General features: G+C 43.7%; 11 protein-coding genes. 3 read left to right on the plus strand and 8 right to left on the minus strand.

Translation table 11 applies throughout. The features are described 5' to 3' along the window. Window positions 1–127: 127 nt before the first annotated feature. The gene (locus G519_RS0113900; RefSeq protein WP_029195220.1) at window positions 128–3,271 is read right to left on the minus strand and encodes a glycoside hydrolase family 2 TIM barrel-domain containing protein; all 3,144 of its coding nucleotides are present in this window, start codon (window positions 3,269–3,271) and stop codon (window positions 128–130) included. Window positions 3,272–3,406: 135 nt separating this feature from the next. Here G519_RS0113900 and G519_RS0113905 point away from each other — a divergent pair, with 135 nt between their 5' ends. Both G519_RS0113905 and G519_RS0113910 read left to right on the plus strand, forming a co-directional pair. Beyond that, window positions 3,407–4,267, plus strand: a complete 861-nt coding sequence (locus G519_RS0113905) for an AraC family transcriptional regulator (RefSeq protein ID WP_036632895.1) — start codon at window positions 3,407–3,409, stop codon at window positions 4,265–4,267. Window positions 4,268–4,358: 91 nt separating this feature from the next. Further along, window positions 4,359–6,275, plus strand: a complete 1,917-nt coding sequence (locus G519_RS0113910; RefSeq protein WP_029195222.1) for a PAS domain S-box protein — start codon at window positions 4,359–4,361, stop codon at window positions 6,273–6,275. Between the two features lie 125 nt (window positions 6,276–6,400). Here the strand turns inward: G519_RS0113910 and G519_RS0113915 are convergent, their stop codons facing one another. The 5 genes from G519_RS0113915 to G519_RS0113935 all read right to left on the minus strand — a co-directional run bounded on the left by G519_RS0113915 (window position 6,401) and on the right by G519_RS0113935 (window position 13,629). Then, window positions 6,401–7,534, minus strand: coding sequence for an ATP-binding protein (locus tag G519_RS0113915; protein WP_029195223.1), 1,134 nt, complete (start codon window positions 7,532–7,534; stop codon window positions 6,401–6,403). Between the two features lie 10 nt (window positions 7,535–7,544). After that, the gene (locus G519_RS0113920) at window positions 7,545–8,138 is read right to left on the minus strand and encodes a chemotaxis protein CheB (RefSeq protein ID WP_029195224.1); all 594 of its coding nucleotides are present in this window, start codon (window positions 8,136–8,138) and stop codon (window positions 7,545–7,547) included. Between the two features lie 27 nt (window positions 8,139–8,165). Beyond that, window positions 8,166–8,996: a CheR family methyltransferase gene (locus G519_RS0113925; protein ID WP_029195225.1), complete on the minus strand. Its 831-nt coding sequence runs from the start codon at window positions 8,994–8,996 to the stop codon at window positions 8,166–8,168. Window positions 8,997–8,999: 3 nt separating this feature from the next. Continuing rightward, a complete protein-coding gene (locus G519_RS0113930; RefSeq protein ID WP_029195226.1) occupies window positions 9,000–13,151 on the minus strand; it encodes a response regulator in 4,152 nt (1,383 codons plus the stop codon). A gap of 184 nt (window positions 13,152–13,335) precedes the next feature. Further along, on the minus strand, window positions 13,336–13,629 hold the full coding sequence (locus G519_RS0113935; protein ID WP_029195227.1) for a hypothetical protein: 294 nt from the start codon (window positions 13,627–13,629) through the stop codon (window positions 13,336–13,338). A gap of 164 nt (window positions 13,630–13,793) precedes the next feature. Between G519_RS0113935 and G519_RS42955 the strand changes: the two genes are divergently transcribed. Next, window positions 13,794–14,390, plus strand: coding sequence for a 50S ribosomal protein L25 (locus G519_RS42955; RefSeq protein WP_051253384.1), 597 nt, complete (start codon window positions 13,794–13,796; stop codon window positions 14,388–14,390). 57 nt (window positions 14,391–14,447) lie between these two features. Here G519_RS42955 and G519_RS0113945 read toward each other — a convergent pair whose 3' ends face one another. Beyond that, on the minus strand, window positions 14,448–14,807 hold the full coding sequence (locus G519_RS0113945) for an ATP-binding protein (RefSeq protein WP_084160157.1): 360 nt from the start codon (window positions 14,805–14,807) through the stop codon (window positions 14,448–14,450). Between the two features lie 136 nt (window positions 14,808–14,943). Continuing rightward, window positions 14,944–15,135: an ATP-binding protein gene (locus tag G519_RS0113950; RefSeq protein WP_409372012.1), complete on the minus strand. Its 192-nt coding sequence runs from the start codon at window positions 15,133–15,135 to the stop codon at window positions 14,944–14,946. Window positions 15,136–15,144: the final 9 nt, after the last annotated feature.

The following is a 15,144-nucleotide window of genomic DNA, read 5'->3' on the forward strand; positions in this document are numbered from 1 at the left end:
GCGCGTTTGTCAAGGTAGATGCGAAGCAAAAGTATAAAACTTATACTTTCTGGCTTATCTACTAAAAAAGTGCCACTTCAACTACAGCAAATCTGTAGATGAAGTGGCACTTTTCATTTCCAATTCGTTAGATTCCTTTAAACGCGAATGAGTAGGCATAGGTACGATTCGCATACAGCGTGAACTCAGGGTGTGTTCTTGCCCCCCAGCTGTCATCCCCGCCGACGCCCATCTGCTTATAATTCACCCGAAGCACGACTTTGTCACTAGCTGGCAGCTTATACGTATGGTCATGGGCTTCCAATTCGGAAGGTAAATACGGCAGAGCATTCAATTCAACGAGTGGCAGTCCTGTAATGCGGAGTCCACGCCCGTTCGCATCTGTCAGCGTCGCCCAGCGCACATCCGTTTTATTACCGCACTCCTGCGGGCGTAAATAAGGCACGAACTGCTCTTGGGCGGTACCGCTGTATAAAGCCAGTTTGGCTCCGGTAGCACGGTCCCAATAGTTCTCATGCGGACCACGGCCGTACCAACTCAATTGCTGGAAGGATCGGTCTAATTGGAAGAGTACGCCAATCTCCGGAATTTCAGGTAAATGAGCTCCAGGCACGAGCTCCATACGTACTTCTACTTCACCGCTAGGCGATACCGTGTAAACCAATTGCACCTCGGAACTTGGCTTAGTCGCTAGTTCATATTGAACGTGTACCTCGGCGCGGCCATCGCCAATCGATTTAGCTGTCAAAGATAACAGCGTTCTTCCACTTCCCGCCTCTTGCCATGGCGCGCAGCGAATGTGATGCTGGTTGCCGCGATCATTGTCCGTATAGGCACGCCAGAAATTAGGTGCCGGGCCTGTCAGGAACAGCTCCCTTCCTTCGTATACATAAGAAGTGATATCACCTGTTGCTGCATGGAATTGAAGAGTGAAATTGCCTCCCTTGAGACTAATTGTTTCCTTTGTTGATGCAATTTGTACAGCTTCTAAAGCAGACAAGGTCGCCGCGGATTCTTGGACAGCCTGTTCAGTTGGAGACCAAGCCTTTTTACTTACCGGAAGCAAGAACTGCTCCCAAGCGATTTCATGTCCTTTTTGCGCCCAATTCGTATCTTCTTTCAGCTGTAGACTGATCGTCAGTACGAACTCATCTTTCGGGAAAATGGTTTCCAGTTGATCAAGAGCCAACTCAATTACAGCTGATTCTCCAGGCTTTACAGTAAATTGTCCACGCTTGGCTTCACCTACAGGCTCACCATTACGTGCGATGGACCAAGTCCAATCAAACTCACTCAGATCCGTAAATAAATATTGATTCGTCACTTTCACTTGGCCATTAGCAAGATCGACGGCTTCGATCTTCACATTCTGGTAGCACTTCTTCACTTCATAAATCTTTGGTGATGGCGTACGATCAGCGAAAATTAATCCGTTACCGCAGAAATTGCCATCATTCGGTGTATCCCCGAAATCGCCGCCGTAGGCTTGGTAGGTAACACCCTCTGGTGTTGTTGTTCGGATCGATTGATCGATCCAGTCCCAAATAAAGCCGCCTTGGAGAACCGGATACTTGTCAAAGAGCTCCCAATACTTAAATAAATTACCGCATGAATTCCCCATCGCATGGCTATATTCACACAGAATAAACGGCTTCTTCGGGTTACGCTGAGCGTACTCTTCGATCTTCTCAATTCTGCTGTACATCTGACTTTCAATATCCGAAGCCGCGTCGGATGCGCGGAAGAGAGTAACTCCTTCATAATGGACAACTCTCGAAGGATCGGCTTCACGCAAGAAGTCGTGCATTTTAATAAAGTTATCGCCGCCAAATGACTCATTGCCTAGCGACCAAATGACAATGGAAGGATGATTCTTATCTCTTTGCATCATCGAATTCGCCCGGTCCAGGACAGCTCCTGTCCATTCCGGCTTACTTCCCGGTACAGCATCTCCTTCAACTTCTGATCCATAAGTCCATGAGCCATGAGTCTCGAGGTTCGTTTCATCAATCACATACAGCCCATATTGGTCACATAGCTCATACCAGTGCGGGTCGTTTGGATAATGCGAGGTCCGAACAGCGTTGATATTATGTTGTTTCATGAGCAAAATATCAGCAAGCATACTTGCCTTATCAACAGAACGGCCGCGATCCGTATCAAATTCATGGCGATTAACGCCTTTGAACACAATCCGCTCACCATTAATCTTCATCAAACCGTCTTGGATTTCGAATTTACGGAATCCAACCTTGCAGCTTTCCGTCTCCAGGAGCGAGCCTTCTTCATCTCTTAGGCTCAAAACAAGCGTATATAGCGTTGGCTTCTCTGCGCTCCATTTTGCAGGCTGATCCACCTGAATGGAGAGCTCAACTTCTTGCTCAGCAGCGCCACTTACATTAACTTCTACGGAAAGGGGTTTGTTCCACAGCGGTTTCAACTCACTATCATATAAAACAGCTTCAACACGGCGAGTACCGCTGCTAAGTCCATCATAATTCGTAACTTTTGCTTGAATACGCAGCTCTGCATTCTCGAAGGCATCATCCAGATGTGTTAGCACCTTGAAATCTGAAATATGTGTTGTTGGCGTGCTATACATATACACATCGCGGAAAATACCGCTTAACCGCCAGAAATCTTGATCCTCCAGCCAGCTAGCGTCACTCCAACGGTATACCTCAACAGCCAGCTTATTCTCGCCCTCTGTCAAGTACGGTGTAATATCAAAATCCGCAGGTGTAAACGAATCCTGACTAAAGCCCACCAAATCACCGTTTACCCACACATAAAAAGCCGATTCTACGCCTTGAAAGCTAAGGTATACGGGTTGATTAGCCCAAGCTGCCGGGACCGTAAAGCTCCGAGAATAAGAGCCAACGGGGTTATATTTTACCGGAGCAAATGGAGGCTTCAGATCTTCATGCCCCACCCAAGGATAGATGATATTCGTGTATTGTGGAAAATCGAAGCCCTGCAGCTGCCAATGGGAAGGCACGGCGATGTCCGCCCAACTGCTGCAATCATAGTCGCTCTTATAAAACTCTTGCGGGCGGCCTTGTGCATTCTCAGCAAAATGAAACTTCCAAGTTCCGTTCAATGACTGGTACGAATCGGATGCTTCACGAATCCCCGCAAGTGCTTCTTCTTCGGACTTGAAAGGCATCAGCGTAGCGTGAGCTTCCATACGGTTCAATTGAAAAATTTGAGGATTATTATTCCATTCCGGGTAGCCGTTTACTGGAGGTGTATATTCGAATTTTTTAGCCATCTGTTGAATTCCTCACTTCTATAGGTTGTATAAATTTCATCAACTACCTTCTTATTGTACAAGACAATAATTTCTTTTAAAATATAAGATACTACGCATCACATATCAAAAAATGAAAGAGTGAATCTCAGTTCGATGGCAACCGACTACAGAAAATTTTTCGTCATTACTGAAACCGATCGCAAGCTTCCTCTTATCCTGGAAACAGTCGGTTATGAAAATGAGCAGCAATTTTACAAACGGGAAGAAGGCTATCCCTGCTTCCATTGGCTCCAAACGATTGAAGGCAGCGGAGAGATCATCCTCGAAAACGGATCCGTCAAGCTGAGTGAGAATCAAGGCATGCTCCTGCCTGCAGACGTCCCGCATGAATATAACATCACGGCCGCTAAGTGGTCGACGTGGTATTTAACCTTCGATGGCGCACTCGCTGCCTCCATTGTCTATGCTCTAGAGATACCGTTATCCACTACAATTAGCTGGGGCATGGAAACTCCACTCGCTAGTATTCATGAGTACTATTACGAAAAGTACCGCTACAGCCATGACTTCACGGGCATGAATGGCTCACTTGAAATCTATCAATTCCTGACTCTGCTCAAAAAGCACGGCAACGTGAATAGAAGCGCATCCCTCTCCCAAAGTCACGAGCGTCTGCTGCCGCTATTGTTGGAGCTCGAGCATAGCTTTGCCTCTTCCGATGTAGGACTCAGATGGATGTCGCAGTTGCTTGGCATAAGCTCTCAACATGTCAATACATTGTTCCGCAAAGCATTTGGTCTCTCTCCTTACCAATATTTACTGCAGCTGCGCCTTCAGAAATCCAAAGAATTGCTGATTGCCAAGCCTAATCAAACGGTGAAACAGATCGCTGACGCGACCGGCTTCCTCGACGCTTCGCATTTCATTTCGACATTTCGCAAATCCGTCGGCTTGACGCCTGAAGTTTTCAGAAATCAATACAGCAAAAAGAATCTTTCGGAAGATTTCCGTTAGTTCGACTGCCTACATGACATTCTGACATTCGTTTTCGTTTCAAAAAAAGCTTATAATGGGTATATATGGGTAAAATGATTGGGGGCTAATGATGAGCAGCTTACAACTCGATAAACATTGTTTCTTCGAGCAGATGGTTCAATTCTCTCCTCATGGGATCGCCTGTCTATCGTTAAACGGGTCCCTACTGAAAGTGAATCCCGCATATGGCTCGATACTTGGATATTCGGCAGATGAGCTCGAGAAGCTTAACATTCGTGAAATCACCTATCCTGAAGATTGGCTCCCCTACTCGGATCAAGTTCAAAACTTGATAGATCGTCTTGCTGCTTCTTTTACCATGGAGATCCGATATTTGCACAAGAATGGCGACATCATCTGGACATCCGTCCAACTCACATTCGTTTGCGATACTCAAACCGGGCACCCTCTTTATGGTATCGTTCATTTGACGGATATTTCACAACTCAAGTCCGTGGAACAAAAGCTTCAAGAGTCTATTGATCGGTATACCCCTCTGAAAATGCATACGCATGATGCCGTCATTTCGCTTGATTTGGACGGAATTATTGTCAATGGCAATACGCGGGCACAGGAGTTGTTAGGCTTTTACAACAATGACTTCGTTGGAATGCCTTTTTCCAGATTTGTCGGCAAAAACAATGTGAAACAAATCCTTAACGACTCCCTATTAGATGCTTCCATGGAAAAGAAGATTGACCATATCCGCCAAATAAACGGTCATATTGTTGAAGTACTGACGACGATTGCTCCCATCATCATGAACGAAATGAATGTTGGGTTCTATATCATAGCCAAGGACATGACTGAGCAGAAGAAACTAATGATTGAGAAGGAAACAGCTGAGAATACGAATAAAGCGAAGAGTGAGTTTCTGGCGATGATGAGCCATGAGATTCGGACGCCGATGAATGGTGTTATTGGAATGACGGATCTTCTACTGCAAACGACAACGTTAGACGAAGAACAAAAAGCGTACGTCGAGATTATTCATAAGAGCGGTGAAACGCTGCTTCGTATCATTAATGATATTTTAGACTTCTCCAAAATCGAATCCGGTAAAACAGAATTACACGATTTCCCTTTCAATATACGAGATACGATCTCTGAAACGTTTCATATTTTATCGACCAAAGCGGATGAAAAGCAGTTATCCACGACATTTACAGTAGATCCCAATGTCCCCCACTCTTTGGTTGGTGATTCGGAACGGTTGAAGCAGGTACTTATCAATTTGGTTGGCAATGCGATCAAGTTTACACCATTCGGCGGGATCTCCGTGCACGTCAATAAACGTGTACAAGAAGATCACATCATACAACTGGAATTCATTGTGAAAGATAGCGGGATCGGCATTCCAGCTGATAAAAGAAGCTATATCTTTGAGCCTTTCAATCAAGTCGATCATGTGATGACTCGCAAATATGAGGGTACAGGGCTTGGCTTGGCGATTACTAAAAAGCTCGTTCGACTCATGGGAGGCGATATTTGGGTAGAGCCTGCCGACGACCCAGGTACTACGATCATCTTCACACTTTGTCTCAAAGAGGATCATCATTCAAATGAATACCAGGGTCATACAAATGAAGGTAGAGCGCATGCTTCCCTGCACATACTTATCGCCGAAGACAATGCCATCAATCAATTTGTTTTAATTAAAATGCTTGAGAAACAGGGGCATCTCATCACAGTTGCTGCTAACGGAGAAGAAGCCGTGAAGTGCGCATTAAGAGACCGTTTTGATATTATCTTTATGGACCTCCACATGCCGATCATTAATGGATTAGATGCTACCGCAATCATTAAACAATCACTCCCACCAGAACGATGTCCCCTGATCGTCGCTGTAACGGCCAACGCCTTAAAAGAAGATCGCGAAAGCTGCCTCGCTGCAGGCATGGATGATTATTTGAGCAAACCGATCAAAAATAAGTCTCTTCTCGATATTATCGAGACCTATATGGAGAACAAACAACTTACGAGCTAAAAAACCGCCGCGGCGGTTTGGATGTGTTGGTTTGGATGTGTGTTGGTTTGGATGTGTTCCCCATAGAAAAGCATTTGAAAACCCCTGAGTTAAACCAATGGATTCACATGACGGACTGCTTTATTTTAAAAACCTTGAGAAATCGGCAGATACACACGAAAAGTTGTGCCCTCACCGAGCTTGCTTTCCACTTCCATGAGGCCATCGTGCCTCTCGATGATTTTCTGCACGGTGGCAAGTCCTAGACCGGTACCTTCGTAGGCTTTGGCATTGTCCAGCCGTTTGAAGGGAGTGAAAATAGACGGGATGTCCTCTTTTTCCATACCAATGCCATTATCTTGGATGTGAATGACGAAGGTATCCGGTTCATTTCCTTCCAATAAGGAAATCTGAATAATCGGCGATTGTTCCTTCCTACGATACTTTAGTCCGTTTGCGATAAGATTTTGAAACAGCTGGTACATTTGCGTAGCATCCGCTTGAATAATTGGAAGCCTGTCTTGCATGAGGATTTGTCCTTCATTTTGTTCGATTGTGCTGCTTAGATCCGAAATCACGTTCGTCACGACGTCATTCAAATCTACATTTCCAAAAGCAGCCGATTTCGCATTTAACTGGGCATACGAGAGCAAATCCGTGATCAAGTGGTTCATCCGCTCAGCGGTCGCTGAAATTTGATTCATGTATTCTTTGCCTTTTGGTGACATATCCGCACTATGTCTAGCTATAAGCAGCTCGCTCAACCCTGTAATCACATTCAGCGGATTTTTCAAATCATGCGAAACGACCTGCGCGAACTCCCTTAGGCTCTCGTTACTGCGCTCAAGCTCCGATTGAATGGCCTCCAGCTCTTTATTTCTTCGATTGAGCTCTAGAAATATTTTCACTTTACTGAGCAGAATATCGGCATTGACTGGCTTGAACAAGTAATCCACAGCGCCGCTCTCATATCCTTTGAATACACTCTGATCCTCTTTATTACTGGCCGTCACAAAAATGATGGGAATATGCTTCGTTTCCTCGTTGCTTCGCAGCAGCTCCGCAAGCTCAAAGCCATCCATTTCCGGCATATTTACATCAAGTAAAATAAGCGCAAAGTCATGGCGCAGAGTATAAGATAAGGCTTCATTGCCTGATTGGACGACATATACCTCGCAATGGAGCACTTGCAGAATTTTCTGCATAGCGAATAAATTTTCTTTTCGATCATCAACGACTAAAATTTTCGGCGCCTGATGCCTATTTTTCTGAGTATCCATATAGGCCCTCCTAATCCTTAAAATGATGGATTTGTTCGAGATCATGCAATTGTCTCAGATACTTTCCTATGTCTTCTAAGGACAAAATATAATCAACCTTTACTGTATCTACAGCTGCTTGTGGCATGACAGGGAATTCTGCTGTTTCAGGGTCCTGCACAATCGTTATGCCTCCACTCTCCTTGATCGTCAGGAGTCCGGCACTGCCATCTCGGTTGGCTCCTGTTAAGACAACGCCTACACAACCCTCTTGGAAGGCAAACGCTGCGCTATCAAACAAAACGTCAATCGAAGGACGCGAATAATTGACTTTAGGATCAATGGATAGGCTTAACGAGCGGTCATCTTCAATTAGCAAATGATAACCTGGTGGTGCGAGATAAACGTGATTCGGCTGAATAGCCTCTTTATCTACCGCTTCTTTGACGTGGATAGCCACTTGTGTATTTAAATATTCAGCTAAATAGCTGTCGCTGCTCTCCAAGATATGCTGTACGATGATAATCGGTAATTTGTAGTCAGAAGGGAGATAGGATAATAGACGCGAAAGTGCCTTAAGCCCGCCTGCCGATACCCCCATAACAACAACTTCCAATGGGCGCATGGACTCTAGTCCCCCTCCATAACTTACTTACACGGGCAGCTGCTTCCTAAAAATTCTCCACTTCGAGGAGAGTGCTTCATACTGAGACTGAATCACTGAAAATTCGATAGATTCCTTACTGCCGAGACATAAGAAGCCGCGTGGAACGAGACTTTGGTTGAAAAGCTGATAGACTTGATTTTGCAATTGCTTATCAAAGTAAATGAGCACATTCCGGCAAATGATGAGATGCATTTCACCAAAGGCGTTATCCGTTGCCAAATTATGCTGCGAGAACACGATGTTTCTTTTCAAAGCTTCCTTCATTTTGCCCATCTGATATTTGGCATGGTAGTAATCCGAGAAGGAGGATTTACCTCCGCTTTTTTGATAATTTTTAGTGAAATTCCGGATACTTTCGATCGGGTAAATCCCTTCTTCCGCCGTAGTTAGTGATTCTTGATTCATATCCGTCGCGTATATCTGAACACGATCATAGAAGCCTTCTTCTTCTAGTAAAATAGCCATCGAGTAAACTTCTTCCCCAGTTGCGCATCCGGCATGCCATATTTTCACAAACGGATACGTCTTAAGCAAGGGAATCACGAGACTGCGCAGCTCCACAAAGAACTCAGGATCCCGAAACATTTCAGTGACAGTTACCGATATATCCAGCAATAATTGATTGGCAAACACTTTATCATAGAGCACCAAAGGAATCATGTCAGACAGTCGCTCAAGACTTGATTTCTGCCTGACATAGTGCAATCTTCTCATTAAAGATGAGCGGGCATAATTACGGAAATCATATCCATGCCGCTGATAAATAGCTTCCAATACAAGATCGACTTCAATCTTTTCGGCGAGTTTTTCAGGCATTTATTATCGTAAGAGCCAAACCCTGATTAATGATAATAATTTATCCGTATCTACCGGTTTCGTCATATAATCATTGGCTCCCCTCTCTATACATTTTTCACGGTCACCCGTCATGGCCTTTGCGGTTAAAGCGATAATCGGGAGGGACTGGAACTTCGGCATGGTACGGATATGACCTATGGCTTCATAACCGTCCATCACCGGCATCATAATGTCCATAATGACGAGCTCGATCCCGGATTCAATTTCCAGTTTATCCAAAGCCAGCTTCCCATTATCCGCCATCACGACATCCAAGCCGTGTTTTCTTAATATTTTGGATAGGGCAAACGTGTTGCGGAGGTCATCATCCACCAGCAAAACTTTGCGTCCCTTCAAGGTTTCATCCGAATCACGCACCATCCGAATCATTTCTTTATGCGCTTGCGGAAGAGATTTATGAACGCTGTGAAGGAATAGAGAAACCTCATCCAGCAAGCGATCCGGTGAATTCGCGCCTTTAATCACAATGCTGTCCGTAAACTGGTTTAGTTCCTTATATTCTTCCTGTGTGAGCTCTTTTCCAGTATTAATAATGATCGGCGGTATGGAGCCCTCTGAATCCACAACTAACTGCTGCAGCAGTTCAAAGCCAGTCATATCCGGCAATGTCAAATCCAGAATTACACAATCAAAAGGCTGTGATCTCAAAAGCTGCAGAGCTTCTATACCCTTAGAAACACTATGAATATCAACCTTCTTGTGCTTGAGCAGTTCATGAATAGCCTTTTGGTTATTCAAATCATCCTCCACCACTAAGACCTGTTGGATGCGCTCTTGCAGCTTATGTTCAATTTTGTTAAAAACAACATCAATGTCTTCCGCTTGAATCGGTTTGGACAAATAGCCGATGGCCCCTCGTTTCAAGGAGTCCGAGCTCTTATCTCGACCTGAAATAATGTGCACAGGAATGTGACGTGTTTCGTTGTGATACTTCAAATGATCAAGGACCTTCAGGCCGTCCATATCTGGAAGCCCCAAATCCAATAGAATCGCGCTTGGAATATACTGCTTGGCTAATTGAAGGGCACTGAAGCCATCTCCCGCTGCAAGGCACTTGAACCCCTTTTTGTAAGCCATGTCCATAAGAATTTTGGCAAATGACGGATCATCTTCCACGATCAAAATAACCTTGTCTTGCACACTATTCTTAAGGTGTTCCCGATCATCAGGTAAGAACGTTTTCGCCTGCTGAGCCGTTAAAAGATGATCCTCAATCGTGCTTGCAACCAACAATTCACTTGAAATCTGTAGAGAATCGACTGCAGCAACCTCATCTTTAGAAGACACTACCTTTGGCTCTGTCATTTCGGCATTAGCGGTTCCATCTAGCGGGAGATAAAGGGTAAAACTGCTGCCTTTCCCCTCGGAACTTTGCATATGAATTTCGCCGCCCAATAGCTTAGCCAACTCTCTAGAAATGGTTAAACCCAAGCCCGTTCCTCCATATTTGCGACTCGTCGTGCCATCCGCCTGCTGAAAGGCTTCGAATATGGCTTGCTGTTTACTTGGAGGAATTCCTATCCCCGTATCAGTTACCGTTAACGCAAGAGCCCCATTTTCTTCCAGATGGTTATTTTGGAAAGCCGTTCTTTTTCCAGCCCTTGCGATCTCAACCGTCACATGACCAGAAGCTGTAAACTTAAAGGCATTGGATAAAAGGTTTTTCAGGATTTGTTCTGTACGCTGACCATCTGTCGTTATGAATTCCAGGGTTAGATCGTCAAGTTTTAAAATAAACGAAAGGCCCTTTTCTTTGGCAACTGGGTTAAATTGGTAACGGAGTGACTGGAGTAAATCGTCCAGCCTCACTTCTTCCATTTGGATGTCCAATTTGCCCGCTTCCACTTTGGATAAATCCAAAATATCGTTAATTAACGTCAATAAATCCAAGCCGCCGCTATGAATAATCTTAGCTGACTCGATTTGATCTTCCGTTAAATTGCCATCTTCATTCGAGGATAATGATTTAGATAGAATCAGCAAGCTGTTAAGCGGAGTCCGGAGTTCGTGTGACATATTGGCCAAAAACTCTGATTTGTACTGACTCGCTTGCTCCAACTCTTTCGCTTTTTCTTCTAAGTCCTGCTTCGATAATTGAATAAAAGCATTTTGCTTCTCGATGTCGGCTTTTTGTACTTCCAAATAGTTGGTTTTTTCTTCAAGCTCCTCATTAATGGCCTGAAGCTCCTCACTTTGGATTCGCATCTTTTCTTCGGATTGCTTCAGCATCAGCGTCTGCTCTTCCAGTTCTTCATTAGCTGTGCGTAATTCTTCCTGCTGCGTTTGAAGTTCTTCCGTTAACAGCTGTGATTCACGCAGTAACGCTTCCGTTATCTGACGGCTGATAGCGGCTTGAATGACAACGCCTAGTGTATCGGATAATTGCTCCAGTAAATCGTGCTCAATCTCTGTAAATGGTTTGAAAGCGGCAAGCTCTATAACAGCCAACACTTCCTCCTCGAAGAGGATCGGAAGAACGAAGATTTGGAACGGTTTCGATTCCCCGAGACCTGATTGTATATGTATATAATCGCTTGGCACATTCGATAACAAGATAGGCTTTTTCTCAAGAATACATTGACCCACTAGACCTTCACCAGGTCGAACCCGATTCGTTACGTTCTTTCGTTCTTTAAAAGCATAGCTGCCAAGCAGGACAAACTCACTGGATTGATTTTCATTTGATTGCATCTCTTTCAAATAGATAATGCCTTGGCCTGCTCCGACAAGAGTCGATATTTCAGATATAAGCATGCCCACTAGCTGCTGTACACTTGCAACGCCTTGTGCAAGCCCCGTCAAACGAGCTAACTGCGTTTTTAACCAGAATTGCCGCTCATTTTCGGCGGTTGTTTCTTTTAATGAAGTCAGCATACGAATTAATGCCACACTTAGCTGGTCTTCATCTGAACGAGGAACAATCGTCTGCTCATATTCACCTAATGAGATGCGATCCGCCTGAGTAATGACCTCTTTAAAGCTCGCAACCATGTGATTGAAGGCTCCCATCAGCTCGCCAAATTCATCCTTCGATTGAATCTCCAGATGAATATCTGTGACGCCAGTCAGAATGAGTTCCGTCGATCTCTTAAGCAGCCGGATTTGAGATAAAAGCATTCTGGAAATCAAAACGATGACCAAGAAGGAGAGGATGAGAATAATGACGTTAAATATGACTACACCAATCAACGATTGCGTGGTACTCTTTTTGATTGTTTCCATACTTTGAGTTAATTCATTTGAAAGTCCATCCTCAACCTCTTTAAGAATATCTAATTCTTGTGTCGCTACGTTGTACCATTGCTGTGAATCCACCCCAAGATTTTTCCCAGGTTCTGCTTTTTGGACTAGTTGAACAAGACGATCGACCTCATTAACAACTTGTCCTTTCACCATTTTTTGATAGAGTTGTTGTGCATCTTCTGTTGCTAATAATTTGAATTCCTTATAGTAAAGCAATTGTTCGTTCTCTAACACACCGATCTGTTCAATATCATTTAAATCCGCACGATTCGCAGAGAATACATGAAATAATACTGCGCGCTCTCTGCTCGTTGCAAACTTACTTTTGGAAAACAAAATATAGGAATTAAGCATGTTTGAAATTTGTTTATTTGAGCTAATTTCGTTCGTGCTTTGCATCATATCAAAGAGACTGTTTGTCGTATCCAAATAGAAGGAAAGTATTTCGCTCTCATTGGCTTTCCCCTGATCCAGTTGTGTTCTAAGAATCACAATTTGGTCTAGCTTGCTTACCACATTATTTGCACTTTTCTTAAACTTATCTCCCAAAACGGATGTGTTCAGTGACTTTAATTGCTCCCGAAATGCATTTGTTTTCTCTTCGGTTAGCTTACGTTGATCAACGAGTTGACGTGTAACTGTTTTATCTTCAAAGTAACCTGATAATAAGCTGCGCTCTTTCTGAAACTCATGAATCAGATCATTGATGTAGATTTCCGTTGTAACCAGTGTTTGCAGCTTGTTCAATTCAGACAGATCTTTCACTTTTCCATAAATGGCATTGGAAGAGAAATATAACAACCCCAACATAGGTAGTGCAATCATAATAATCAGCTTGTAATTTATTTTAGCGTTCCGAATCCATTGCATGTGGCAAGCCCTCTCTTTGGTTGAGACTATGTATCACGTTTAGGTGTATATATTCTACAAATTACGACAAACTCCCTTTTTTTTGGGCGCGGATGAGACAATAATGTGCTTGCAAACGCACATACAAAAAGGACAGAACGATTGGATCGTCTGTCCTTAGCAGCTTCAACTATTACCGATAAAACTAGTGGTTTGGAATAAATTCACTATGAATTTCGATCAGTTTTTGGACGAATATCTCAAAATCATTTTTACTAGATGAAAATTTGAAATCGGTTACACCAGTGTTGAAATCAATAACCGTTAAAGCCACACGATTGAGTGGATATTCAGGAATAGGCTCAGAGGCAAGAGAAATATTTTTGAACGGGTAAATGGATGTTTCACCGTAGAAACGAAGCACAGTTAAATGATCATCTCTTAACTCCAACGATATTTGTTGATCTGCATCAGTGAAACTCTTCAGTGTACTCATCATTTATCAAACCTCCTCTTGTCCTCTATTTTACTATCAAATGAGAAGATAAAGAAGCCCAAAACGAAAAATTTTCCTGATTCTTTCCTGTTTCAAAGGACTATTTATCGGGTAAATACGCAATAGAGCTTAGAGCCGCTCTTACAAATGCTACGGAGGTGCAACACATGACTACAACGATTTTACTATCCGAAAGATCAGGTCCTGTAAAGAAACTACGAGCTGAGGGGCATATTCCTGCTGTCGTGTATAGCTCGCGTATGGATTCCGAACAAGTCACTGTCCCGGAAAAAGAAATCCGCGCATCACTGAAACGCAATCCGCGTGCCATCCTGAATGTTACTCTGCCGTCCAAAGCCAAACAACCGGTCATCGTCCATCAAGTCCAGAAGGATTGCCTGACGGGTCAATTGCTGCATATTGATTTTCTTCAAATTAATATGAAAGAACAGCTTGATACATCAATTCCCGTCCATTTCACGGGGGAAGCTAAGGGTACCAAGGAAGGCGGTATTCTTCAAATAGAAACACATGAGGTCATGATCCGCTGTATGCCGAAAAAGCTGCCCGAATATCTCGCCATTGATATTAGTAAGCTAAGTATCGGCGAACATATCACCGTTGCTGATCTTGAAGTTCCCAAGCATATTGAAGTGTTAAGTGATCCAGAAACCATTCTTGTCACCATACTTGGCATGCAGAAGCTTGACGCGGTGGTTGAACCAGCTGCTGGACAGGCGGAGGAAGCTGTCGAGTCAGTCTAAAGCTTACTAATGAATTCTATGCTGAATCAGGAAAAATAAAACCGGCTCTTCGCGCAGTTAATGCGGTTGAGTCGGTTTTTCGTTTTTAGGCAATTCGATTTCCACCGTAGTACCCTCATTAATTTTGCTTTGAATTAATAATTTGCCTCCATGTCCTTCGATAATCCGTTTACAAACCATAAGCCCTAGACCCGTTCCATTCACTTTTGTCGTATAAAACGGCTCACCCAACTGGGATAACCTCTCTCCAGAAATGCCAATCCCCTGATCTTCAATTCGTATCAGCACACCTTGATTCGTGGCATTTCGGATAGCGATTTGAATGATTCCCCCATTAGGCATTGACTCGATGCCATTTTTTAAAATATTAATTAAAACCTGTTTGATTTGATCTGGGTTGCAATAAATGGCTGGTATTGTGTTTTGTCAAGTGAAATTCCCTGGTTTTATCAACAGCTTTTCCCTGGTATAATCATCGGTTTTTCCCTGGTTTTATCATCAGGAATTCCCTGGTTTTATCATGAAATTCCCTGTGGAATTTCCAGTTAATCGGTCACTTTTGACGCATTAATGCGTGCTTAAGGCGGTAACTTTCTCCTTCAAAAACAATGAGCTGTCCGTGATGAGCAAGACGGTCAATCATCGCCGCAGCCATCTGGTCGTCGGTGAAGATGCCTCCCCACTTGGAGAATTCGAGATTGGTCGTAATGATGAGGCTTCGTCGTTCGTAACTTGCAGCAATCACTTGAAAGAG

It is taken from the genome of Paenibacillus alginolyticus DSM 5050 = NBRC 15375 (genome assembly GCF_000422905.1).
Classification (GTDB): domain Bacteria; phylum Bacillota; class Bacilli; order Paenibacillales; family NBRC-103111; genus Paenibacillus_E; species Paenibacillus_E alginolyticus.